This is a genomic window from Deinococcus multiflagellatus, from assembly GCF_020166415.1.
In the GTDB taxonomy this organism is placed as follows: domain Bacteria; phylum Deinococcota; class Deinococci; order Deinococcales; family Deinococcaceae; genus Deinococcus; species Deinococcus multiflagellatus.
This window is the reverse complement of sequence record NZ_JAIQXV010000019.1, coordinates 76,453-99,921: the sequence shown is the minus strand read 5'-3', so window position 1 is coordinate 99,921 and position 23,469 is coordinate 76,453. Positions and strand designations below refer to the sequence as shown.

General features: G+C 70.1%; 23 protein-coding genes. 10 read left to right on the top strand and 13 right to left on the bottom strand.

The features are described from left to right. Window positions 1-189 precede the first annotated feature (189 nt). The 3 genes from treZ (at window position 190) to K7W41_RS18495 (ending at window position 5,932) form a co-directional block, all read left to right on the top strand. Window positions 190-2,034 carry a malto-oligosyltrehalose trehalohydrolase gene (treZ, locus tag K7W41_RS18505; RefSeq protein WP_224611731.1) on the top strand — a complete coding sequence of 615 codons (1,845 nt, stop codon included), beginning with the start codon at window positions 190-192 and terminating at the stop codon, window positions 2,032-2,034. Beyond that, on the top strand, window positions 2,031-4,886 hold the full coding sequence (gene treY, locus K7W41_RS18500; protein WP_224611730.1) for a malto-oligosyltrehalose synthase: 2,856 nt from the start codon (window positions 2,031-2,033) through the stop codon (window positions 4,884-4,886). Before treZ ends, treY begins: the two co-directional genes overlap by 4 nt. 359 nt (window positions 4,887-5,245) lie before the next feature. Further along, complete coding sequence (locus K7W41_RS18495) at window positions 5,246-5,932, top strand: Bax inhibitor-1/YccA family protein (protein WP_224611729.1); 687 nt, start codon at window positions 5,246-5,248, stop codon at window positions 5,930-5,932. 195 nt (window positions 5,933-6,127) lie between these two features. Here the strand turns inward: K7W41_RS18495 and K7W41_RS18490 are convergent, their stop codons facing one another. After that, window positions 6,128-7,231, bottom strand: coding sequence for a hypothetical protein (locus tag K7W41_RS18490; protein WP_224611728.1), 1,104 nt, complete (start codon window positions 7,229-7,231; stop codon window positions 6,128-6,130). Window positions 7,232-7,363: 132 nt separating this feature from the next. Further along, window positions 7,364-8,101 carry a metallophosphoesterase family protein gene (locus K7W41_RS18485; RefSeq protein WP_224611726.1) on the bottom strand — a complete coding sequence of 246 codons (738 nt, stop codon included), beginning with the start codon at window positions 8,099-8,101 and terminating at the stop codon, window positions 7,364-7,366. A gap of 57 nt (window positions 8,102-8,158) precedes the next feature. Here K7W41_RS18485 and K7W41_RS18480 point away from each other — a divergent pair, with 57 nt between their 5' ends. From K7W41_RS18480 to K7W41_RS18470, 3 genes are all read left to right on the top strand, one after another. Next, window positions 8,159-8,668: a GNAT family N-acetyltransferase gene (locus K7W41_RS18480; protein WP_224611724.1), complete on the top strand. Its 510-nt coding sequence runs from the start codon at window positions 8,159-8,161 to the stop codon at window positions 8,666-8,668. A gap of 75 nt (window positions 8,669-8,743) precedes the next feature. Next, window positions 8,744-8,968, top strand: coding sequence for a hypothetical protein (locus K7W41_RS18475; protein ID WP_221089454.1), 225 nt, complete (start codon window positions 8,744-8,746; stop codon window positions 8,966-8,968). Window positions 8,969-9,041: 73 nt separating this feature from the next. Continuing rightward, the gene (locus K7W41_RS18470) at window positions 9,042-9,404 is read left to right on the top strand and encodes a DoxX family protein (RefSeq protein WP_224611722.1); all 363 of its coding nucleotides are present in this window, start codon (window positions 9,042-9,044) and stop codon (window positions 9,402-9,404) included. On the opposite strand, the gene K7W41_RS18465 is transcribed toward K7W41_RS18470, so the two are convergent. The 4 genes from K7W41_RS18465 to K7W41_RS18450 are packed head-to-tail and all read right to left on the bottom strand — an operon-like array spanning window position 9,401 to window position 11,287. Beyond that, window positions 9,401-9,622, bottom strand: coding sequence for a helix-turn-helix domain-containing protein (locus tag K7W41_RS18465; protein ID WP_224611720.1), 222 nt, complete (start codon window positions 9,620-9,622; stop codon window positions 9,401-9,403). The two genes, K7W41_RS18470 and K7W41_RS18465, sit on opposite strands and share 4 nt — an antisense overlap. Next, the gene (locus K7W41_RS18460; RefSeq protein WP_224611718.1) at window positions 9,622-10,305 is read right to left on the bottom strand and encodes a hypothetical protein; all 684 of its coding nucleotides are present in this window, start codon (window positions 10,303-10,305) and stop codon (window positions 9,622-9,624) included. Before K7W41_RS18460 ends, K7W41_RS18465 begins: the two co-directional genes overlap by 1 nt. Continuing rightward, complete coding sequence (locus K7W41_RS18455; protein ID WP_224611715.1) at window positions 10,302-10,784, bottom strand: hypothetical protein; 483 nt, start codon at window positions 10,782-10,784, stop codon at window positions 10,302-10,304. The genes K7W41_RS18460 and K7W41_RS18455 overlap by 4 nt, the downstream gene beginning before the upstream one ends. Beyond that, on the bottom strand, window positions 10,784-11,287 hold the full coding sequence (locus K7W41_RS18450) for a hypothetical protein (protein WP_224611713.1): 504 nt from the start codon (window positions 11,285-11,287) through the stop codon (window positions 10,784-10,786). Before K7W41_RS18450 ends, K7W41_RS18455 begins: the two co-directional genes overlap by 1 nt. A gap of 165 nt (window positions 11,288-11,452) precedes the next feature. On the opposite strand from K7W41_RS18450, the gene K7W41_RS18445 reads away from it, so the two are divergent. The 3 genes from K7W41_RS18445 (at window position 11,453) to K7W41_RS18435 (ending at window position 13,932) form a co-directional block, all read left to right on the top strand. Next, on the top strand, window positions 11,453-12,622 hold the full coding sequence (locus tag K7W41_RS18445; protein ID WP_224611711.1) for an acetyl-CoA C-acetyltransferase: 1,170 nt from the start codon (window positions 11,453-11,455) through the stop codon (window positions 12,620-12,622). 65 nt (window positions 12,623-12,687) lie between these two features. Further along, a complete protein-coding gene (locus tag K7W41_RS18440) occupies window positions 12,688-13,362 on the top strand; it encodes an ankyrin repeat domain-containing protein (protein WP_224611709.1) in 675 nt (224 codons plus the stop codon). Window positions 13,363-13,431: 69 nt separating this feature from the next. After that, window positions 13,432-13,932, top strand: coding sequence for a hypothetical protein (locus K7W41_RS18435; protein ID WP_224611707.1), 501 nt, complete (start codon window positions 13,432-13,434; stop codon window positions 13,930-13,932). A 75-nt stretch (window positions 13,933-14,007) separates the two neighbouring features. Here the strand turns inward: K7W41_RS18435 and fabF are convergent, their stop codons facing one another. The 6 genes from fabF to K7W41_RS18405 all read right to left on the bottom strand — a co-directional run bounded on the left by fabF (window position 14,008) and on the right by K7W41_RS18405 (window position 19,094). After that, window positions 14,008-15,252, bottom strand: a complete 1,245-nt coding sequence (fabF, locus tag K7W41_RS18430; RefSeq protein WP_221089445.1) for a beta-ketoacyl-ACP synthase II — start codon at window positions 15,250-15,252, stop codon at window positions 14,008-14,010. Between the two features lie 135 nt (window positions 15,253-15,387). Then, a complete protein-coding gene (acpP, locus tag K7W41_RS18425; protein ID WP_224611706.1) occupies window positions 15,388-15,618 on the bottom strand; it encodes an acyl carrier protein in 231 nt (76 codons plus the stop codon). Between the two features lie 224 nt (window positions 15,619-15,842). After that, on the bottom strand, window positions 15,843-16,604 hold the full coding sequence (fabG, locus tag K7W41_RS18420) for a 3-oxoacyl-[acyl-carrier-protein] reductase (RefSeq protein ID WP_224611704.1): 762 nt from the start codon (window positions 16,602-16,604) through the stop codon (window positions 15,843-15,845). After that, window positions 16,601-17,146 (bottom strand): DinB family protein, encoded by a 546-nt coding sequence (locus tag K7W41_RS18415; protein ID WP_224611702.1) that lies wholly within the window; start codon window positions 17,144-17,146, stop codon window positions 16,601-16,603. Before K7W41_RS18415 ends, fabG begins: the two co-directional genes overlap by 4 nt. Then, window positions 17,143-18,048 carry an ACP S-malonyltransferase gene (fabD, locus tag K7W41_RS18410; RefSeq protein ID WP_224611700.1) on the bottom strand — a complete coding sequence of 302 codons (906 nt, stop codon included), beginning with the start codon at window positions 18,046-18,048 and terminating at the stop codon, window positions 17,143-17,145. Before fabD ends, K7W41_RS18415 begins: the two co-directional genes overlap by 4 nt. Then, window positions 18,045-19,094, bottom strand: coding sequence for a beta-ketoacyl-ACP synthase III (locus K7W41_RS18405; protein WP_224611698.1), 1,050 nt, complete (start codon window positions 19,092-19,094; stop codon window positions 18,045-18,047). The genes fabD and K7W41_RS18405 overlap by 4 nt, the downstream gene beginning before the upstream one ends. A 601-nt stretch (window positions 19,095-19,695) precedes the next feature. Here K7W41_RS18405 and K7W41_RS18400 point away from each other — a divergent pair. Then, the gene (locus K7W41_RS18400; protein ID WP_224611696.1) at window positions 19,696-19,908 is read left to right on the top strand and encodes a hypothetical protein; all 213 of its coding nucleotides are present in this window, start codon (window positions 19,696-19,698) and stop codon (window positions 19,906-19,908) included. 90 nt (window positions 19,909-19,998) lie between these two features. On the opposite strand, the gene K7W41_RS18395 is transcribed toward K7W41_RS18400, so the two are convergent. Next, window positions 19,999-23,445 (bottom strand): ATP-binding protein, encoded by a 3,447-nt coding sequence (locus tag K7W41_RS18395; RefSeq protein WP_224611694.1) that lies wholly within the window; start codon window positions 23,443-23,445, stop codon window positions 19,999-20,001. Window positions 23,446-23,469 lie beyond the last annotated feature (24 nt).

Below are 23,469 nucleotides of genomic sequence, written 5' to 3'. Positions count from 1 at the left end.
AAGGCCCCTTGAGGCAACCCTCTGGGGCCGATCAGACAGTCGCACCGCTTCTTGACGTGCTTCTCATGGGGCAGGTGGGGCCGCCGTCTACCCTTCATGACTGGCCCGCACACGCGGCGGGCCGGGCAGGAGCGGGCACCCGGTGCCCCCCGCCACCACACCGCACACCCCACACGGAGGAAGAGGCTCATGACGACCTTGGCCATGCCGCATACGGAGAAGGGACACCGGCGCCTGGGCGCCCACCTGCTTCCCGGAGAGAACAGCACCCGCTTCAGTGTCTGGAGCACCCGCGCCCACACGGTGCAGGTGCGCCTGAATGGACAGACCCTGCCCCTGCAGCCGCAGGGCGAGGGCTACTTTGAAACCACCCTGCCCGTGGGGGCCGGCGCCCGCTACCAGTTTGTGCTGGACGGTCAGGCGCTGCCCGACCCCTACGCCCGCTTTCTGCCGGACGGCGTACACGGCGAGGCCGAGGTCGTGGACCTGCAGGCCTACCCGTGGCAGCACCAGGACTGGGCGGGGCGGCCCCTGCACGACTGCGTGTTTTACGAGCTGCATGTGGGCACCTTCACGCCCGAAGGCACCCTGAAGGCCGCTGCCGAGCGCCTGCCCGAACTGGCGGCCCTGGGCGTGACGGCCGTGGAACTGATGCCCCTGGCCGCCTTTCCCGGCCAGCGCGGCTGGGGCTACGACGGCGTGGCGCTGTACGCCCCCTTTGCGCCGTACGGCCGCCCCGAAGACGTGATGGCCTTTGTGGACCGCGCGCACGGCCTGGGGCTGGCGGTGTTTCTGGACGTGGTGTACAACCACTTTGGCCCGGACGGCAACTATCTGTCGGCCTACAGCCCGTCGTACTTCACCGAGCGCTTTCACACCGCCTGGGGCCAGGGCCTGGACTACGCCGAGCCCCACATGCGCCGCCTGATCACCGACAACGCCCGCATGTGGCTGCAGGACTACCGCTTCGACGGCCTGCGGCTGGACGCCACCGCCTCTATGCAGGACGACAGCCCCGAGCACATCCTGGCGGAACTGGCGCGCGAGGTGCACGCCCTGGGCGGCCACCACCTGCTGCTGGCCGAGGACCACCGCAACCACCCCGAACTGGTCACCGAAGCCGGCCTGGACGGCATCTGGGTGGACGACTTTCACCATGAAGTGCGGGTGGCAATCACGGGCGAGCAGGAAGGCTACTACGCGGGCTACCGGGGCCACGCCGAGGGCTTGGCGCGGATTCTCAACCGGGGCTGGCTGTACGAGGGCCAGTTCTGGAACGTGAGCGGCGAGGAACACCACCGGGGCAAAAGCGCCGACGGCCTGGAAGCCCCCAGCTTCGTGTACTGCATCCAGAACCACGACCAGATTGGCAACCGGGCCCTGGGCGACCGCCTGCAGGCCCACGAGGGGGTTACGGCGGCCGAGTTCCGGGGCGCCAGCACCCTGCTGCTCTCGCTGCCCATGACGCCGCTGCTGTTTCAGGGCCAGGAATGGATGGCGGGCACGCCCTTTCCCTTTTTCAGCGACCACTACGGCGAACTGGGCCAGATGGTCACCGAAGGGCGACGGCGCGAATTTGCGTATTTCTCGGGCTTCAGCACCCTGGCGGTGCCTGATCCGCAGGCCCAGGCCACCTTCGAGAGCGCCAAGCTGAACTGGGCCGAGCGCGACCAGGGCGAGCACGCCCGCACCCTGGCCCTGTACCGCGCCCTGCTGCGGTTGCGCCGGGAAGATCCGGTGCTCTCGGTGCGCACGCGCCGCGCGCTGTCGGCCGGCACCTTCCGCGCCGCCACCGGGACCGAGGGCCTGTGGGTGCGCTGGCAGACCGAGCACGGCGAGCGGGTCCTCTTGTGGAACCTCACGGGCGAGGCACTGACCCCCCGCACGCTGGCGCTGCCCTTTGCCCTGCCGCCCGCCGTGGCGCTGTATTCGGAAGGCGATCCGGCCCAGCCGCCCGCCCTGGACACCCTGACCCTGGGCCCCGGCGAAGCGGCCCTGTTTGCCCCGGCCGAAGCCGAACAGGCGCGCGCATGACCAAAGGCGGCATGATGGCAGCCGTCATGACCGAACCCGCCTTCACGCCCCACCTGCCCGGCAGCACCTACCGCCTGCAGCTGCACGCTGGCTTCGATTTCGCGGCGGCCCGGCGCACGCTGCCCTACCTCGCGCGGCTGGGGGTCACCGATGTGTACCTCTCGCCCATCTGGGCCAGCACGCCGGGCTCGACCCACGGCTACGACGTGACCGACCACACTCAGGTGAACCCCGAACTGGGCGGGCTGGCGGGCCTGCGCCGCCTGTCGGCCCGCGCCCGCGAGCTGGGTCTGGGCCTGATTGCCGATTTCGTGCCCAACCACATGGGCATTCAGGGGGGCCATAACCCCTACTGGGAAGACGTGCTGAAACACGGGCAGGCCAGCCGCTACGCCCATTTCTTCGACATCTCCTGGCAGCCCCTGAAGCGCGCCCTGGAAGGCAAGGTGCTGCTGCCGGTGCTGGGCGACCAGTACGGGCGGGTGCTGGAACGCGGCGAACTGCATCTGAGTGAAGACAACGGCGAATTCTTCCTGCGCTACTGGGAGCGGCGTCTGCCCCTGTCGCCGCGCTCGGTGGCGCTGCTGCTGGCGGCCCTGCAGGACGCCCTGCGCGGCAGCGACCCCGAAACGCTGGGCGAACTCGCCAGCATCCGCCGCTCGGTGGACCATCTGCCGCGCAGCACGGAACCCAGCCTGTCGGATGAAGACCGCATTATTCGCGCCCAGGAAGCGCAGGTGATGACCCGGCGCCTGCGGGCCCTGCTGGAGCGCAGCGCGGCCGTACGCCGGGCCCTGATTGATACCGTGGCGGCCATCAACGCTGACCACGCGCGGCTGGACCGGCTGGTGGGCGAGCAGAATTACCGCCTCGCCTTCTGGAAGGTGGCGGCCGAGGAGATCAATTACCGGCGCTTTTTCGACATCAACGACCTCGCGGCGCTGCGCATGGAGGACCCGCGCGTGTTTGCCTGGGCCCACGCCACGCTGTTCGAGTTGCTGCGCGAAGGCGTGCTGCAGGGGGTGCGCCTGGACCACACCGACGGCCTGTACGACCCCGCCGGGTACTTCCGCGCGCTGCAGGCGGGCGCCGCGCACGCCCTGGGCCAGGACCCTCTGATCACCACCCGCGGCGAAAAGGCCCTGTACGTGGTGGCCGAGAAGATTCTGGAACCCGGCGAGGCATTGCCGCGCAACTGGGCCGTTCACGGCACCACCGGCTACGACTTTCTGGCGCAGCTGGGCGGCGTCTTTGTGGATCAGAGCAGCGAGGAGGACCTGAGCGCCATCTACCGCCGCTTTACCGGGGACCGCGCCAGTTACGGCGAGCACCTGTACCGGGGCAAGCAGCTGATTCAGCGCCTCAGCCTGCCCGGCGAGGTGAACGTGCTGGCCGAGCACCTGGAGCGCCTCTCGGAAGCGGACCTGCGGGCCCGGGACTTTACCCTCAGCACGCTGCGGCAGGCCATCCGCGAGGTGATTGCCACCTTTCCGGTGTACCGCACCTACGTGCGCGAAACTGGCGAGCGCGAGGCCGGCGACGACGCCAAGATTGACCACGCTATCCGCGACGCGGCCGGACACAACCGCCGCGAGGGGGGCGCGCTGGACCCCAGCGTGTTCGAGTACCTGCGCGCCGTACTCACCCTGGACGCCCCAGACGACACCACCCGCGCCGCCTACGCCGAGTTCACCCTGAAATTCCAGCAGCTCACCGGCCCCGTCACCGCCAAGGGGGCCGAGGACACCGCCTTTTACCGCTACGGCCGCCTGGTGTCGCTGAACGAGGTGGGCGGCGACCCCGCGCTGTTCGGCACGCCGCTCTCGACCTTTCACGCCGAGGCGGCGGCGCGCGCCCGCCACTGGCCCCACGCCATGCTGGGCGGCAGCACCCACGACACCAAACGCGGCGAGGACACCCGCGCCCGCATTCACGTGCTGTCCGAACTGGCCCAGACCTGGGCCGCGTACCTCAGCCGCTGGTCGCCGCTGATTCGCGGCCTGGAAACGGAACTGGACCTGGGCCCGGCCCCCACCCGGCTGGACACCTACGTGTTCCTGCAAAACGCCCTGGGCGCCTACCCGCTGAACGGCAACCTGGACGGCTTTGCGGAGCGCCTGAGTGCGTACATGCTCAAAGCCGCCCGCGAGGCCAAGCTGCGCACCAGCTGGGCCGCCCCCGACGCCGACTACGAGGCTGCCCTGGACCGGCTGGTGCGCGGCCTGCTGGACAGCGGCGACTTTCCGGCCTCGCTGCGCGAACTGCATGAGCGCGTCAGCCCCTACGGCGCGCAAAACAGCCTCTCGGCGACCCTGGTGCGCCTGACGGCCCCCGGCGTGCCGGACACCTACCAGGGCAGCGAGGGCTGGAACCAGAGCCTGGTGGACCCGGACAACCGCCGCCCCGTGGACTACGCCGCCCTGGCCCGCACCCTGGGCCGCCTGGAACGCGGCGGCGCAGGCACCGACCCCGCCCGGCTGCTGGCCCGCTACGAGACGGGGGACGTGAAGGTGATGGTCACCCACGCGGCCCTGCGCGCCCGCGCCGAGCGCCCGGAACTGTTCCGGTACGGCAGCTACGCCGCGCTGGGCGGCGGACGCCACGTCCTGGGCTTCGTGCGCGAACATGAGGGCCAGCGCGCCCTGACCGTGGCCCCGCGCCTGACCCTGAGCCTCACCCGCGAGCGTGCGCCGTGGGCCCTGGGCGGGGTGTGGGGCAACCGCCAGCTGACCCTGCCCGCCGGCACCTACCGCAACGCCCTGACCGGCGAGCGCCTGCGCGTGCGCGGCGACAAGACCCCGCTGGCCAAGATTCTGGAGGACTTCCCACTGGCCCTCCTGCTGAGCGAGTAGGAACAGGCTGGGCAGCGGCGCCTCCTGGGAAAAGCCTGGGAGGCGCTTGTCGTTTCTCCACTGGTTTGGGCAGTTACAGCACCTCCAGCGAAGAGCAGCGACCAACACGGCATTTTTTCCCCTCCCCCTTGCGGGAGGCGGGGACAGCTCGCCCCGCGAGAGGCTGAGACCTGAGAAGCGGCGCAGCAGAGGGGGAACCCGGGCTCAGCGGCCCAAACGACGTTTTCGGAACTGCTCCTCGACTGTTCTCCCGTCTTCTCAAGTGCTAAGGCACACCCCCTGCCCCCCCACCGCCGACCTTCAGAATCTTGAACGAATCTGGGGAACTTTTGCGCCCTGCAGCCCGTATCCTGAGGCGTATGCAGACCTATCCCACCACTTCGGCCCGAACCACGGACCTTGTCCGCACGTTCATGGCCCGCACCTATTCCTGGATGGCGGCGGGGCTGGCCCTGACCGCTGGCGTGGCCTACCTGACCGCCCAGAATGAGGTGCTGGCCTACCAGGTCATGAACCTGCGCCTGCCGCTGCTGCTGGCGCAGCTGGCCCTGGTCTTTGTGCTCAGCATGTTCGCCCAGCGCCTGAACAGTGCCGTGGCGGGCGCCCTGTTCATCGCCTACGCGGCCCTCACTGGCCTGACCTTCTCGGCCCTGCTGATGTTCTACGACGCCAGCGCCGTCACGGCCGCCTTTGCCACCACCGCTGGCACCTTCGGCTTGATGAGCGTGGCGGGCTTCATGATCAAGAAGGACCTCAGCGCGTTTGCCCGCTTCTTTATGTTCGCCCTGATTGGCCTGTTTGTGGCGATGATCGTGAACCTGTTTGTGGCCAGCGGGCCGCTGACCCTGATGATCTCCATCGTGGGCGTGCTGCTGTTCGCGGGCCTCACCGCCTACGACACCCAGATGCTGCGCAACCTCGCCCTGAGCGGCGTGCAGGGCGAAATGGCCGAGCGCGCGGCGATCAACGGCGCCCTGGCGCTGTACCTGGACTTCATCAACATGTTCCTGTTCATCCTGCGCCTGTTTGGTGCCAGCCGCGACTGAGCGCTGAAAAGCAGAAAACACCCCCCGAGTGTGACGCTCGGGGGGTGTTTTCTGGCTCTGGGCTCTGGGCCATGAGCCATGAGGAGGCCGCTGTTGGGGCGCTAAACCCTCCTCCAAAGCGGAACTTGCTCGCGTCTCCAAGCGCCGCTGCCCCGAACCTCATGGCCCAGAGCCCACGGCTCATGGCCTCTTTCCCTACCGCCCGTACACACTGCTGAAATACTTCGACGCTGAATTCGCCTCGGCGCGCAGGGTGGCAAACGGAATGACGCCGGTTTCAGCGCAGGCTGCCACCACATGCGGCAGGCCCGACGGGGTGAGATTCAGGCCCGCTGGGCTCAGGTGGGCGGTGAAGTCGGGCGCGGCCTCGCGCAGCACGTCCAGGCAGTCGCGGTCCATGCCGCTCTGCACGGCCTTCAGGTACAGCTCTTTTTGCCGCGCCGGGGTGAGGCGGGGCCAGAGGGTCTGCAGCGCCACCGGCTGGCCCGTCGTGCGGTCCAGCATCGCGCCCTCGGTGAAGCCGTCGGGGTGGGCGCCGCCGCAGTCGTAATACACCTCGTCGCGCAGGCTCAGCAGCTGCCCCTTCTGAAAGGTGAGCTGCGTGCGCACGTCATAGCCCGCCTCGGGGTCGTTCTGCAGGTCCTGCGGCAACATGGCGCGGCAGTCCAGGGCCATCACGGCGTACTTCAGCTGGCGGTCCTGCAGCGCCGCGTTCAGGGCCGCGCTGCCCCCGGGGACCCGGGGATACACCACACCCGAGGCCGGCTCACGCACGCTGCGGCCGTCTGCCGCCTTGACCCACGGGCGGTTCACTTTCAGGAACGCCATGGGGTCGCCCGTGCGCAGTGACAGCAGCCCCGGTGAGACCCCCAGCGCCAGCGGCAGCCCTTCCGGGTCCACCCGGTTCAGGGTCACAACGAGGGAGGCCTTGCCCGGCGCGATCCAGTCCCCCTTCAGGCCGGTGGCCGTGGGGCTCAGGCGGAAGCAGCCGGTCACCACAGGTTCCGAGGCACGCGTCTTGCGCACCGTCTCTTCCAGAATCAGGGTCTGACCGCTGCGGCGCGCTGTCAGGTCCAGGTCAATGCCCCGGCGCTCGTAGAAATAGCGGGTGTCGTCCTGTGGGGCCAGCCGCAGAGCAATGGGCAGGCCGCCAATGTCGCCGCGAAACAGCGCCGCGCCCTGGGTGGCCCTGGGCAACCACTCGGGCCACCCGGTCGTGCCGCCGCAGCCCCCAGAGCCCTGCGCCCCGGCCCAGCCCATTGTCAGAAGTGCCGCCGCCGTCAGATGCCGCTTTCGCATGGCCGCAGCGTACCGCGCCGCCAGATACCGGTCGGACGAACGCCGAAGGGGGTTTGGCAGCGTGGGCAGGAGCAACACGTCCCTGCGGGCGTGAAGACGGCCAATCGGCTCTCTCCTGTGATAGACACCGGATCAGCCGTCGTCGCCGCGCCCGTCCATCGTGCCGGTGCGCAGCAGCCTCGCTTCGCCTTCGCCAAAGGGCGTGTGGGCGCAGGACCACGCCACCGCCGCCTCGATGTCGTAGGGCACCGCGTGGAAGATGACGCTCCACTGCCCTCCCACCCGGTCCAGCTGCGCCCAGCGGGCGCGGGGGTCGCCGTCCACCTGATCGCTGACGGACCCGGCGTTCACCACCAGCGTGTCGCCCACCCGGGTGGCCCCGGCGCGGTGGGTGTGACCGCACAGCACCACGCCGGCCCCCAGCGGCTCGACCAGCGCGCGCAACTCGCGCGGGTCGCGGGCGCGGTAAAACCCCGCGTGGTCCCACACCCACAGCAGGCTCTCCCAGGCGCTGGCCGGCGTGCCGTGGCAGGCGTACAGGTCGCCCATGCGGGCGCTGAGGGGCAGGGCCGCCACCCGGGCCAGCGCTCCCGGCGGGGTGTGGGCCTCCAGCCACTCGCCATACGCGCGGGTCAGCGGGCCGCGCCGACCACCGGGCCACAGCTTCTCCTCGTTGTTGCCTCGCACCTCCAGGGCGCCGTTGGCAGCCAGTTCGGCCTGCCGGGCCAGGGCGCGGGCGGGGTCAGCGCTGCCCTCGGCCTGATCGCCCAGATTCACGATCAGGTCTGGCGCGCTTCTCTCCACCTCGCGCAGCACCGCTTCCAGGGCAAAGGCATTGCCGTGCACGTCGCTGATCACTGCCACCCTCATCTGGGGCCCAGGGTAGCGCGTGGGGGCCGGTGCCCCAGCCTCTCTACACTGCACCCCATGAGCCCCTCCCCCATGCTGACCATCCGCCCGCGCACCCCGGCGGACCTGCCGGCCCTGGCGGCGGCGCTGCGCGCTGTGCACGAGGCGCAGGGCTACCCGTCACTGTGGCCCGAAGACCCCCAGGCGTTCGTGGCTGGGCATGGGACGGCCTGGGTGGCGCTGCATGCCGGACAGGTGGCCGGGCAGGTCATCCTCTCCCCCATTCCCGACCCGCCGCCGACCTGGACGGGCGCGCTCACGGTGCCCGGGCCCTGGCTGGAGGTCAAACGGCTGTTCGTGACCCCGCGCGCCCAGGGACAGGGGGCCGCGCGCGCCCTGCTGGCCCACGCGGCTGATCAGGCGCGGCAGGCGGGCGCGCGGGCCGTGCTGCAGGTCAACGAACGCAGCGCGCCCGCGATTGCGCTGTACGACCGCGAGGGTTGGCAACGCCTGGGCACGGCGCGCGGCAGCTGGCAGGAGGCCGACGGCACCGTGCCCACCGTGCTGGTGTACGCGGCCCCGGCTTGAGGCTCGCTTCATCTCTGAACGGCCATTTACGTGGCCTCAGGGTCTTCATGGGCTTTTCCCTGGCACCCTGAAGCCATGCCAGACAAAGACGACAAGAACAAGGGCCACACCAGCCTGCCGCCGCAGTACGAGCGCAACGAGCAGGAGGTCCACGAGATCGAGGACGGCCACAAGCCCTCACTGAAAAGCGTGAACGACCGCGAGGCCACCGCGCCGCGCAACAACGACAACGGCCTGAGCGCCAAGGAGCTGCGCGACCGCGAGGAAGCCCGCAACGTGCCGGCCACCAAGCAAGGCTAAAAGCGTGCAGGCGAAGAGGGCCAGGAGCGTTTAAACCCCTGGCCCTCTTCCCTGGTGTGGCACCCTGAAGGCCATGACGCGCCCCACCCCCGGCATCCTCGCCCTGGCTGGCCTGTTCGTGGTGGCCGGGGCGCTGCATTTTGTCGCGCCAAAGCCCTTTGACCGCATCGTGCCGCCGTGGGTGCCCCTGAGCCCGCGCGCAGCCACCCTGTTGAGCGGCGCTGCCGAGGTGCTGGGCGGCCTGGGTCTGCTGCACCCGGCCACGCGCCCGGCTGCCCGCTGGGGCTTGCTGGCGCTGCTGGTTGCAGTGTTTCCGGCCAACATTTACATGGCCCAGCACCCAGAACGGTTCGGCGTGGGCCCCGGGGTGGCCTGGGGCCGCCTGCCGCTGCAACCGCTGCTGATGTGGGCGGTGTGGCGGGCTGGGCGGCGCTAATCCGTGTCGGGCGGGCCGTCCTCCCAGGCCAGTAGGTCGCCGGGCTGGCAGGCCAGGGCGCGGCACAGGGCGTCCAGGGTCGAAAAGCGCACTGCCCGCGCCTTGCCTGTTTTCAGAATGCTGAGGTTGGCCAGCGTGATTCCCACGCGGCTAGAGAGCTCGGAAAGGGTCATGCCGCGCGCCTCAAGCACGCGGTCCAGGTGAACGCGAACCGGCATCAGACTGTCAGGGCCTGTTCGGTGCGCAGCCGCCGCTCGGCCTCGCGCAGGTCGTGGGCGCGGCGGAACACCACCGAGAGCACGGCCAGAGCCGCCGAGACCAGCAGCAGCGTGGAGGGCAGTGAGGGCCAGATCCCCCCACCGATCACGACGCGGGCGCCGGTGCCGACCAACTCCGCCCCCGGAATGCCCGACAGGGCCTCGTCCAGCCCCCTGAGCTGTCCCGTGGCCACCACCTGTCCCCACCCCAGCAGCGCCCACGCCCAGAGGGCCAGTTGCCACAGCAGCGCCAGGCGGCTGGCCAGGGCCAGATCCTGACTGTTGCTCAGGGCAAAGGGATCAACCCACAGGCGGCGCAGCAGCGCAAAGCCCCGGCGGGAGATCAGCCAGGCCGAGGCCAGGGCCAGGACTGCCAGGCCCGCCACCACCAGCACCTCCTGCCAGGCCGACAGGGGCACCGTGGCGCTGGTGGTTCGGTAAACCACGTCTCCGATCCTGAGTTTCAGGCTCAGCGGGGCCTCGAACCGGGCGCCGGCCCCTGGGGTCACCAGCAGCCAGACCGTGCCCAATAAACAGAACGCGCCTGTGAGGGCCAGCCCCAGGCCCAGCAGCCCCAGGGCCAGATCAAGCACCGTGCGGGCGGTGTTCATGGAGAGCGCAGGCAGGCGGATCAGGCGGCTCATATGGTCAGCTCCTCGTCCCGGCGCAGGGCGGCTATATGCCTCACCGCCACGGACAGGGACAGCAGCCCCAGGCCAGGAAGACTGGCCAGCAACGTCATGAGGGTGCTGACGCCCAAAGCGCCCATCCACCGCAGGGGGCTGAACGGCTGTTCTAGCAGACTCGTCAGGCCCTGCACTGCCAGCCCCAACGCGCAGCCAGCCAGCTGCACCCCCCCAGCCCGCCAGAGACAGAGGGCCAGGTCATCCAGCCTGCCCTCCCCACTGGCCCGGCCAGCGCGCCAGATCAACGCTAACACCACGGCGGACAGCGTGGCCCAGCCCAGGTGCTCGGTTCGCATGAGCGCCGTCATGTCAGGGGTCAGCCACCACCACACCGCTGTGCCCACCCCCACCAGGGGCAAAGCGGCCACACACAGCAGCCGCAGGCGGCGGGTCGCCCGCCACGCGGCCAGCGGCGCCAGATCGGCGGCCAGCGTCATCACACCACCCCCTGCGACTGGTCCACGAGGGCGCGGCCTTCGTCCAGCCAGCCAGCCAGCACCAGCAGCAGCAATGGCAGGGCCAGTGACGTCAGGCCCATGAGCAGCTGATCGGGCGCCAGCAGGGCGGCCCAGAGGACGCGCGCCGGTGGCGTGCTCCCCACGGCCGACGCAGACGGCAGAAGGGCCAGGGCCAGCCCCCAGAGCGGAGCGGCATACAGGAACCGTTGCCCGGCGGCCCGCAGACGCTCGCTGACCTCTCCGTGCAGGTGGCCGCTACCGCGCGCGGTGGCCAGCGCCACGCGCAGGTGCCCAAAAGCCGACAGATTCACCACCATGCCCAGCAGGATCAGCCCCAGCACGAGCCAAGGCGGCCGGCCACCGGACGCCACCAGCATCAGGGTCAGAGCGACGGCCCCCAGGCCCAGCAGCCACAACGAGAGACTGCTTCCCAGATGCAACACCCACAGCAGCCGATCAAACGAACGTGGCACAGCGGTCATAGCCCTCCCCCCCCGGCGCAGGGTCAGCCTACGCCGTTTATCGAGAAACAATATTATCGTTTTTCAATATGGCCCTTCTTCCTGGCCTCGTCAAGCGGACCTGCCACTGCCCCGTTCCCCGCCCGGTACACCCCGCCCTTGCCTAACGCCCGTTAGACTCCAGACATGAGCAAACCGGTGATTGTGGCGGCGCGGCGCACGCCGATTGGCAGCTTTCTGGGCAGCCTGAAAGACGTGTCGGCGGCCGATCTGGGGGTGGCGGCGGCCAGGGCGGTGCTGGACGGCGTGAACGGCCACGACATTGCCGACGTGATCGTGGGCAACGTGCTGCAGGCGGGCTGCGGCATGAATGTGGCGCGGCAGATCGGGATTGGGGCCGGACTGCCCCACGACGTGCCGGGGCTCACCGTCAACCGGGTGTGCGGCAGTGGCCTGCAGGCGGTGATCAGCGCGGCGCAGGGCATTCGGGCTGGCGACGGCGACCTGTATCTGGCAGGCGGGACCGAGAGCATGAGCCGCGCGCCCTACCTGCTGCCCCGCGCCCGCGAAGGCTACCGGCTGGGCCACGCCCAGGCCCTGGACTCCATCCTGTCGGACGGCCTGACCGATGTGTTCGGCGGCTACCACATGGGCGTCACGGCCGAGGCGATAGCCACCCAGTGGAACCTCAGCCGCGAGGAACAGGACGCCTTCGCCCTGGAGAGCCAGACCCGCGCCGCCGCCGCGCTAGACGGCAACCACTTTGCCGACGAACTGGTGAGCGTGGAGGTGCCGGGCAAGAAGGGCCCCACCCTGTTTGAGCGCGACGAATACCCCCGCGCCACCACCGCCGAGGCCCTGGCAAAGCTGAAGCCCGCCTTCAAGAAAGACGGCACCGTGACGGCCGGCAACGCCAGCGGCATCAACGACGGTGCCGCCATGCTGCTGATTGCCAGCGAGGATTACGCCCAGGCGAACGGCCTGCCGGTGCTGGCCGAAATCGCCAGCTACGCGGCCATTGGCGTGGACCCGGCGATCATGGGCATTGGCCCGGCCAAGGCGGTGCCGGTGGCCCTGAAGCGCGCCGGCCTGAGCGTGAATGACGTGGACCTGTTCGAGCTGAACGAGGCCTTTGCGGCCCAGTCCCTGGCCGTTGTGCGCGACCTGGACGCCGACCCTGCAAAGGTGAATGTGACGGGCGGCGCGGTGGCCCTGGGCCACCCGATTGGCGCCAGCGGCGCCCGCGTGCTGGTGACGCTGGTGCACCAGTTGCGCCGCCTGGGCAAGGAAACCGGCGTGGCCAGCCTGTGCATTGGCGGCGGTATGGGCATCGCCGTGGTGGTCCGCGCCTGCTAAAACCACCGCGCAGACCTCGCCGCTCCCACTTTGCCTTCGGGCGCGGGGGCGGCTAGCCTTTGCCCATGACCGAGCGCGCCCCCACCGACCAGGAAGCGGCCCTGTTCCTCGCCATCAAGACCCAGGACGCCGAGCTGCTGCGCCGCCTGGTGCGCGCCGACCCTGCCCTGCTGACGGTGCCCAGCCCCATGGGCGTCTCGCCCGTGCTGTTCGCCACCTACTACGGCCGGCACGAGATGGCGCGCGTGCTGATCGAGGAAGGCGCGCCCCTGAACCTGTTCGAGGCGGCGGCGGTGGGGGACGGGGCAGCGGTGCGCTCGGCGCTGGACGCCCACCCTGCGCAGGTGCATGCCTTCAGCCCCGACGGCTTTTCACCGCTGGGGCTGGCGGCGTTCTTTGGCCGCGCCGAGGTGGCCGAAGCCCTGCTCTCGCGCGGCGCAGATGTGAATGCGCCCAGCCAGAACGCCATGCGGGTGCGCCCGCTGCACTCGGCGGTGGCGGGCGGGCACGCCGCGCTGGCCCGCGCCCTGGTGATGGCCGGGGCCGACGTGAACGCCGCGCAACAGGACGACTTCACGCCCCTGATGGCCGCCGCGCAGAATGGCGACGCCGAACTGGTGGCCTTTCTGCGCGGCTGCGGCGCCGACGCCGGGGCCACCACCGCCGCTGGGCAGCGCGCCGCCGACTTTGCCCGCGAGGAGGGCCACCACGAACTGGCCGAGGCCCTGGCCAGTTCCTGAACGTTCCTGGCAGCCTGCCTGAAGAAAGCCGGAATGCGCCCCCAGGGGCCCTGGGCGCACACTGACCCCATGAGCAACGACAGGCGCGATCCCCCCAGCGAGCTGGCTGTGACGAACGTGCAGACCGGCTTCGAGACCCCCGATCCCAAGGACCACGCCCAGGTGACCTACAGCACCACCCCGGGCGAGGACCGCGTGAGCACCGCCAACGAGGGCAAATACGAACCCGTGGAGGTGCCCAGCGCCCGGGAGGTCACCGGGCAGTTCGACCACCTGGCCACCCGCGACCCGGCGGCCATGGAGCACAGCCCCCAGGCCCCCGAATTTGCAGGTGCCGAGACGGTGGCCGGGCTGGGCGGCGAGAACCTGGACGCGGTGGTCCCCGCCGCCGGTCTTGGCATCAACGCCGGCGCGGCGATGGCCTACCAGACCCGTCTGGGCAGCGCCGACCCCAACCCCGGCTACACCCCCCCCAGCGAACTGAGCCCCCCCCACCAGGCCGAGCGCCCCGGCGACCTGCCCCAGGGCGAAACGAGCGAGCTGGAACACCAGATCAAGGGCGACCGCTAAGTGTAAAGGGGCATGGGCTATGGGCCATGAGCCATGGGGCGACCCCCCAAAGCTCATGGCCCATGGCTCATCGCTCTAGACCCTCTTGAACAGCAGCGCGGCGTTCTGGCCGCCGAAGGCAAACGAGTTGCTCAGGGCGTAGTCCACCTGGGCTTCGCGGGCATGCAGGGGCACGTAATCCAGGTCCAGTTCGGGATCGGGGTCGGTGAGGTTGATCGTGGGGGGCAGAATGCCGTCTTTCAGCGCCTGGGCCACCGCGATGGCCTCGGCGGCGCCGGCGGCGCCCAGCAGGTGCCCGGTCATGCTCTTGGTGGAGCTGACCGCCAGCCGGTAGGCGTGGTCCCCAAACACCGACTTGATGCCCTGGGTTTCGTGCAGGTCGTTGAAATAGGTGCTGGTGCCGTGGGCGTTGATGTAGCCCACCTGCTCGGGGTTGACCCCGGCGGTTTTCAGGGCCATGCGCATGGCGACCTGGGCGCCCCGGCCCTCGGGGGCGGGCATGGTGATGTGGTGGGCGTCGGCGCTGGTGCCGTAGCCCACCACCTCGGCATAGATGGTGGCGCCGCGCTTCACGGCCTTGTCGTACTCTTCCAGAATCACCACGGCCGCGCCCTCGCCCAGCACAAAGCCGTCGCGGGTGGCGGAGAAGGGGCGGCTGGCGAGTTCGGGCTCGTCGTTGCGGGTGGACAGCGCCTTCATGTTGGAAAAGCCGCCGATGGCAATGGGCGTAATGGCCGCCTCGCTGCCCCCGGCGATCATGGTGTCGGCCAGCCCCAGCTGGATGTAGCGCGCGGCGTCGCCAATCGCCCCGGTGCCGGTGGCGCAGGCGGTGACCACCGTGCTGCTGGGCCCGGTGGCGCCGTACTGCATCGCCACATGCCCCGAGGCCATGTTCGCAATCTGCATCGGGATGAACATGGGGCTGATCCGCCCTGCCCCCCGCGTGTGCAGCACCTGCGCCTGATCCTCGAAGGTTTTCACCCCGCCAATCCCGCTGCCAATCAGGGTGCCCGTGCCTTCACCGCGCAGTTCCTCGGGGCTCAGGCCGCTGTCCTGCACAGCCAGCGCGGCGGCGGCCAGGGCCAGCTGCACGTAGCGGTCCAGCTTGCGGGCCTCGCGCGGGTCCACATACGCCGAAAGGTCGTCGTTCACCTCGCCCGCAATCTTGCTGGCCACGTCGGCCGGGTCAAAGCGGGTGATGCGCCCAATGCCGCTTTTGCCGGCGCGCTGCGCCTGCGCGAAGGCCTGCGCCCCCACGCCGATGGGCGTGACCGGCCCCACCCCTGTGATCACCACCCGTTTGAGTCCTGAAACGCCCATGCTCTGTGCCTCCTCTGCTGGGGGCCGCCGCTGCGGCCGCGCCCGGCCGTGAAGAAAGGGCGGGAAGCGGCCCTGTCCAGCAGCCGCGTCCCGCCCCAAGGTCCTCATCCGCTTCCGGTGGGGAAGCAGGCGGGTTTACTGCTTGCTCTCGATGTAGTCGACGGCCGCCTGCACGGTGCGGATGCTCTCGGCGTCCTCATCGCTGATGGTGATGCCAAAGCGGTCTTCCAGGCCCATGATGAGTTCCACGGTTTCCAGGCTGTCGGCACCGAGGTCTTCCACAAAGCGGGCTTCCGGGGTCACCTTGTCGGCGTCCACACCCAGCTTGTCCACGATCACGTCTTTCACATCTTCAAAAGTCGCCATAAATTCGTACCTCCTGCGGTTGAAGTCTGCGCCAGTCTACACGCGGCGCGCGGGAAGGGCCGGGGCTTTGAACAGAGTTCAGAGATGTTGATGGTGGATGGTTGAAGGTTGATGGACCCAGCCAGCGGCACCTTTGCGCCTGCCGGGCCTTTCCGTGCCTCCCAGCGCTTCCCAGCCATTCAGGCCCCCTCCATCACCCATCCCCTTTCGACCCTCAACGCCCTTCAATGCGGGTTCAGCCCCCCGTCCACGCCAATGGTCTGACCGGTGATGTACCCCGCCGCGTCACTGGCCAGGAAGGCGACGAGGGCGGCCACCTCGTCCGGCTGGCCCAGGCGGCCCAGGGGGATGCTGCTCAGGTAGCTCTGGCGCACCTGTTCAGGCAGTTCGGCCGTCATATCGCTCTCGATAAAGCCCGGGGCAATGGCGTTGACCGTGATGCCCCGGCCGCCGTATTCCTTGGCCAGCGCCTTGGTCAGGCCGATCAGGCCGGCCTTGCTGGCCACGTAGTTGGCCTGCCCCGGGTTGCCGGTGAGCCCCACCACCGACGCGATGTTGATGATTCGCCCCGTCCGCGCACGCATCATGTGCTTGATGGCGGCGCGGCAGGCGATAAAGGCGCTCGACAGGTTGGTCTGCAGCACGGCGTCCCAGTCCTCGTCTTTCATGCGGATCGCCAGGGTGTCGCGGGTGATGCCGGCGTTGTTGACCAGCACGTCCAGGCGGCCCATGTCCCCAATGACCCCCTCCACCAACGTGCCGGCGTTGGCGGGCGTGGTCAGGTCGGCGCCGTACACGCGGGCCTGCACGCCCAGGCTGCGGGCTTCCTCGGCCACCTTCTCGGCCTCGGCGGCGCCCCGGCCGTAATGCACCGCCACATCAAAACCCGCACGGGCCAGGTGCAGGGCCATGGCGCGGCCCAGGCCCCGGCTGCTGCCGGTCACCAGGGCGACGTTGCGGGAAGCGGATTCAGGGGTCTGGGTCATGGGGTCTCCAGTGCGGCGTGCGCGCCGCGCAGATGGTGGTGGTCGTGGTAAACGGTGAAGAACAGCAGTTCGCGGGCACTGACCCGCCCCAGCAGATCATGGGGCAGGGCGCAGCGGTCCAGGGCGGCGTCTGACCAGCCGGCCAGCGCGGCGCGCACCCGGGTGGCCGCCGCCACGTAGGCCGCCAGCTGGGCGTCACGGGTGGCGGCGTCCTGGGCCGCGGCGGGGCGCGGCACGTAGCGCGCGGGTGAGCGCCCCCCGGCGGCCAGCTGGGCCTGGTACGCCGTGCGGACGCCTTCGTAGGTGCGGGCCGTGACGGGCGCCCCAAACAGCAGGCGCAGGGCCGGACGCGGCAGCCGCAGCCCCAGGGCCACCTGCCTGTGCGTTAGGGCCAGATGCGCAAGGTGCTCGGCGGGCGACCAGCGCCCTGGGGCCGGGGCCCGGAAGAAGTCGGCCACTGGCAGGCTGCTGGCCGCCCCCACCCAGGTGTCCTGCGCGGCCAGGAGCGCGCTCAGAATCTCGTCCCGGGTGTGGGGGTTCACAGGGTAAAGTCCTGGACCTGCTGCGCCGTACCCACGTTCAGCGTGCGGGCCTCGGGCAGGATGCGCTTCACGAGGCCGGTCAGCACGGTGCCGGGGCCAAACTCAATAAAGACCTCAGCGCCGGCCTCGTGAAGCGCCTGAATGGTTTCCACCCAGCGCACCGCGCCCGTGATCTGGGCAGTCAGCAGCCCCGGCAGGGCCGCTGCATCGGTGTTCGGCTGGGCGGTCACGTTGGCGTACACCGGAAAGGCAGGCGGGGCAAAGCGGGTGGTCTGCAGCTGCGGCGCGAGGCCCTGGGCGGCGCTGTCCATCAGGGCGCAGTGAAAGGGCGCGCTCACCTTCAGGGGAATGGCCTTCAGGCCGCGCGCCTTCAGCTCGGCCCCCGCTGCCTCCACCGCTGCCCTGGTGCCAGAGATGACCGTCTGGGTGGGCGCGTTGAAGTTGGCGGGCTGCACGCCGTCGAGTGCGGCGCACACGGCCTGCACGGTGGCCGGGTCGCCCATCACGGCGCTCATGGCGCCTTCGCCCACCGGCACGGCGTCCTGCATCAGTTCGCCGCGGCGGCGCGTCAGGCGCAGAGCGTCGCCCAGGGACAGCGTGTCGGCGGCGACCAGCGCGGCATATTCGCCCAGCGAGTGCCCAGCGGCAAAGGCCGGGGTCAGGCCGGTGTGGGCCCGCCACGCGCGGTAGGCGGCGGTGGACGCGGCGACCAGTGCGGGCTGCTGGTTGGCGGTCAGCGTCAGCTCGTCCAGGGGCCCGGTTTCGATCAGGGCGCGCAGACCGGGCAGCACGGTGTCAATCTGGCTGTAGACCTCGCCCGCTTCGGGAAAGGCAGCGGCGAGGTCCGCCCCCATGCCCACCGCGTGCGAGCCCTGGCCGGGAAAAAGGGCCGCGATCTTCATGCCCAGGCCCCCACTTCGGCCGCCGGGCGCGGGTGCAGGCTGGGCGCGCCGCCCCACCACTTCATGGTGCCCGCCACCCAGCTCAGGCCGCCGCCAAAGGCGATCAGCAGCAGCTGCTGGCCGTCCTGAATGCGGCCGTCGTCAATGGCCTCGCGCAGCACCAGCGGCACGGTGGCCGAACTGGTGTTGCCGTAGCGGTCCAGGTTCACGGTGGCCTTGCTCATGGGCAGGCCAAAGCGTTCCATCGCCGCCTCGATAATCCGCACGTTGGCCTGGTGCGGCACCACCCAATCCACATCGGCGCCGGTCAGGCCGCTCTTGGCCAGCACCTGGGTACCGCTGTCGCCCAGCACCCGCACCGCAAACTTGAAGACCTCGCGGCCGTTCATGCCCACGGCCTGGGTCATTTCCACGCCGCCCGGCAGGCGGGGGGCCACGCAGCGCAGGTACAGGCTGCCGCCCCCGTTGCCATCGGCGCCCAGCACGAACTCCTGAAAGCCGTAACCGGCGGGCACCGGGCCCACCACGGCCGCGCCCGCACCGTCCCCGAACAGAATGGCGGTGTTGCGGTCCTCGTGGTCAATCACCTTGCTCAGCGCCTCGGCCCCCACCACCAGCACGCGCCGGGCGCTGCCCGACAAGATCAGGCCCTGGGCCACGCTCAGGCCATAGACAAAGCCGCTGCAGGCGGTGCTCAGGTCAAAGGCGGCGGCCCCCACCAGCCCCACCTGCATGGCAATCAGGGCCGCCGTGGAGGGCATCAGGGCGTCGGGGCTGACCGTGGCGCAGATCACGGCGTCCACACCGTTCAGGGCGTCCGGGTCGCGCGAGAGCAGGTCGCGCACCGCCCGCACGCCCACGTCGCTGGTGTACTCGTCGGGGGCGGCGTAGCGGCGCTCGCGGATGCCGGTGCGCGACTCGATCCAGTCGGCGGTGGTGTCCATCCGGGCTTCAAACTCGCTGTTGGGGACCACGCGCTCGGGCACGTAGGTGCCCAGCGCCACAATGCCCAGCGGGGGCCGGGCGGGGGCAGAAGGGTCGCTCATGGCCCCACGCTAACATTCTTTGAACGCCCGTTCAATGAATTCGGTACAGAGTTCAGGCTGGTGGACGTGGGGGGGTGGGTGGGCCGCCCAGCACACCGCGTCTACACCCGCAGGCACCCGTGTTTGCCCGCTGGGCAAGCCTGTGCGGTGTGAACGACGCCGACCCCGGCGTGGGGGCGAAGTTGATCAACCAGTCCCGCTGCGCCGCCAGCACGCCAAAGATCGCCCAGCTGGCCTGCAGGACAGTCGCTCAACAGGGCCAATCCCCTGGGCCCCTTCGTGGACCCACTTCCACCCCTTGCCCCCTGGCCTGTGCATAGGGCTGGGGGCCGCGTAGAAACGCCCAGCTCTACCCGGGCAGGCCACGGCGCCGCAGGTCAAGCGTTGTGACAACTGACATCGTTGCCCACGACACTTTATGTTTGGTGCCGCGCAGGCGGCGGCTGGCCTGTCCGGTTTTTCCAGTGCTAGGACGCCATAAATGCACCGAAGGCGCCGTTCTCCACACCGGCACCCCTGCGCGAAGCTGATGGACCACGCCCTTTTGCCCCCAGCCCCCCACGAAGGAATTCCGAAAGAGCGGCCATGACACAGTCATGGCGTGGAATCCGACGTTGTCTTGACCCAGCATCAGATCCGGGAGGAGGTGGCCCGCGCCAGCGCCCTGCTGCGGCGACACGCGCGCGGACGCGCCGCCAGTGCCCTGGAAGAGTGGTACCTCGGCGCCTTTCAGTCGCCGGAGGAGCTGAAGTACATCGGCGTGTGGGCGCGTTTTTTGAACCAGCAGGTGTCTGGCAAAGAGATTGCCGCTTAAACACCGCCGCGCCGCAGGCAAGAGGGGGGAAGGCCACAGGGCCTTTCCCCTTTTTGGCTGTGGGGGCCTGCCGTGGGGGCCTGCGTGCGCCTACTCGGCCGCCTGCAGGGTGAAGTGAAAGACCGAGCCCTGCCCCGGCGCCGATTCCAGCCACAGCCGCCCGCCGTGCTGCGCCACGATCTTCTCGCAGATGGCCAGCCCCAGGCCCGTGCCCTCGTAGTGCTCGCGGCTGTGCAGGCGCTGAAACATTTCAAAGACCCGGCTCTGGTATTCCAGCTCAATACCAATGCCGTTGTCGCGCACGGTGAAGTGCCACTGGGCGCCCTCACGCTGCGCCGCGATCTGCACCACAGGCGCCTGCGGCCCACGGAACTTGACCGCGTTGCCAATCAGGTTCTGGAACAGCTGCGCCAGCCGGGGCACCGAGCCCAGCACCTCTGGCAGTGGCCCCACCTCCAGGCGCGCGCCCGCTTCGCGCAGCGCCGCGTCCAGGCGGTCCAGGGCCTCGCGCAGCGCGTGTTCGGCCGGCACAGGCTCCAGGGGCAGGCGCTCAGCATTCAGTCGGGAAAACACCAGCAGGTCGCCCACCAGCTGCTTCATGCGCTCGGCACCCTTTTCCACCGTCTGCAGGTACAGCCGCGCGCGCTCGTCGAGCTGATCGCCGTAGCGGTGGGCCAGCAGGCCCGCGTAGGACCCCACGGTGCGGATCGGCTCCTGCAGGTCATGGGACGCCACGTAGGCAAAGCGTTCCAGTTCCGCGTTGCTGCGCGACAACTCCGCGTTGGCGCGGGCCATGGCGCGCTGCAGCGCCATCTGCTCGGTGATGTCTGAACCCACCGCCACGGCGCCCACGACGGCCTCGCCCTGCCGGATGGGCGCGGCGGCCAGACGCATCACGCGGTCTTCGCCGCTGGTGCGGTGGCGCAGCAGCACGTCGCGCCGCACCTCGTGGCCCTGCATAGCCTGCACAAACGGGTCCTCGTTCAGCGGCAGGCGCTCGCCCGTTTCGGGGTCACGGCTGCGCAGCTCCTCGCTCAGTTCCGCCACCGCGCGGTTCAGCTGGTCCGGATCGGTAAAGCCCAGCAGGGTCAGCGCCGGGCCGTTGGCCCGCTTGATGCCGCTCAGGTCGCCCACGTACACGGCGTCGGGCAGGCTGGAGAGGATGGTGTTCAGTTCCGCCGCCTGCCGCTCACTGCGGGCCAGGGCGGTCTGCAGCTCGGCGGTGCGCGCGGCCACCCGCGCTTCAAGCTCGGCCGAATGCGCCTGCTCGCGGGCCAGGGCCTCGCGGCGCAGCGCCGCCATAGCCAGCTGGGCATTGACCTTGGCCAGCAGTTCACGGGCACTGAAGGGCTTGACGAGGTAATCGTCGGCGCCCGCCTCCAGGCCCTGCACCCGCGCTTCTTCGCCCGCACGCGCCGAGAGCAAAATCACCGGCAGGTCGTGCAGGCCGGGGTCTGCGCGCACCGCCGCCAGCAGGTCCAGCCCGCTCAGCCGGGGCATCATCACGTCGCTCAGCAGCAGGTCGGGGGCCTGGGCACGCGCCGCGTCCAGGGCCGCTTGGCCGTCGGCCACCACTTCCAGGTCGTGGTGGGGCGAGAGCAGGCGGGCCAGGTACTCGCGCAGGTCGGCGTTGTCGTCGGCCACCAGCACGCGGCGCCGGGGGCCGGTCGGGGCGGCGCCGGGGCCGGGGCCCGGCGTGCGGCCGGGCGCCACCTCGTGCGGCAGCCAGCGCAGCGCTTCTTCCACAAAGGGCAGGGCGCCGCGCGCACCCGGGGCGTCCGGCGGGGTGCCCGTCAGGCGCGCCGGGGGCAGGTGGGCCGAGCCCAGGGGCAGGCGCACCGTGAAGGTGGTGCCCTGCCCTTCTGCGCTGCGGGCCTCAATCTGTCCGCCGTGCAGCTGCACAATTTCGCGCACCAGCGCCAGCCCGATGCCGCTGCCTTCAAAAGACCGCCCGCGCTGGCCTTCGACCCGGTGAAAGCGCTCAAAGAGGCGGCCAACCTCGGCTTCTGACACCCCCACCCCGGTGTCCTGCACGCTCAGCACCGCGTGGCGGCCCTCGGCGCGCAGGGTCAGGGCCACTCCGCCCTGCAGGGTGAACTTGAAGGCGTTGGACAGCAGGTTGAGCACCACTTTTTCCCACAGGTCGCGGTCCACGTACACCGGCTCCGGCAGCGCGGGCAGGTCCACCCGGAACTCCAGGCCGGCGCGCTCCATGGCCGCGCGGAAACTGCTGGCCAGATCGGCGTTCAGGGCCGCGAAATCCACCGGGGCAAAGCGCGCCTGCGCCCGGCCCGATTCCAGGCGCGAGAAATCCAGCAGGCTGTTGACCAGCCGCAGCAGTCTCAGGCTGTTGCGGTGCGCCAGCCCCAGCGTCTCCAGCTGCGCGGGCGGCAGTTCGCCCAGTTCGCCGGTCAGCAGGTCTTCCAGCGGGCCCAGCATCAGGGTCAGGGGCGTGCGCAGTTCGTGGCTGGCGTTGGCAAAAAAGGCGGTCTTGGCGCGGTCCAGTTCGGCCAGGGCCTCGGCGCGCTGGCGTTCGTGCTCGTAAGCCCGAGCACTCGCCAGCCCCGAAACAATCTGCGCCACACACAACTCCAGAAAGCTGCGGTAGGCGTCGTCCAGCGGCCGGTAGGGGTTAAGGCCCGCGATCAGCAGCCCCGCCGGGTGCTCGGCCCCGGGCTGGGTCAGCGGCAGGCTCAGGGCGCGCGCCGGGGGGCGGTCCCAGGGGCCGCCGGGCAGATCCGGTCCGCTGCTCAGGTCATGCTGTTCGCTGCTCACTTCGCCGGCCAGCACGGCAGCAACCGCCCAGGGGCCGTTCTCGTCCCCGGGCGTCAGCTGGGCCGGGGCCAGCGGATGGTGGTCGGGCAGCCCAAAGCGCAGGGCGCAGCGCAGGGTGCCGTCCTCGGCAGGCAGGTAGATCAGGGCAAAGGGCAGGTCGTGGGCCTCGGCCGCCAGGCCCACGCGCACCGCGTCCATCACCTCGGCGGTGCGGCGCGCCTCGTTCAGCTGCGCCGAGAGCCGCCCCAGCACCCGCAGCCGCCGCTCGCCCACCACCCGCTCGGTTTCCTCGGTCACCACGCACAGCATCCCGGTCACGGCGCCCGCGTCGTCGGCCAGGGGGCTGTAGGAAAAGGTGTGGTAGGTCTCTTCGGGGTAGCCGCTGCGTTCCAGAAACAGCTGCAGGCCCTCGTCCCAGGTGGCCTCGCCGGTCTGCAGCACATGGTCAATGCGCGGGCCCGCCGCCGACCAGACCTCGGCCCACACCACGTCCGAGCGCGTGCCCAGCGCCCAGTCGCCCTTAACCCCCAGGGTGGGCAGGTAGGCGTCGTTGCAGAAAAAAATCAGCTCCGGGCCCCAGGCCATCCACATCGCAAAGCGCGAGGTCAGCATGATGCGCACGGCCGTTTTCAGGCTCTGCGGCCAGCTGGCGGGCACGCCCAGCGAGGTCCGGGCCCAGTCGAAGGCCAGCATGCGCCGCGCCATCTCGCCGCCACCTGCGAACAGGCCCAGCGACAGGTCGAAATCGGGAGGGGTGGTCATGGACAGTCAGGAGCATACGGCACC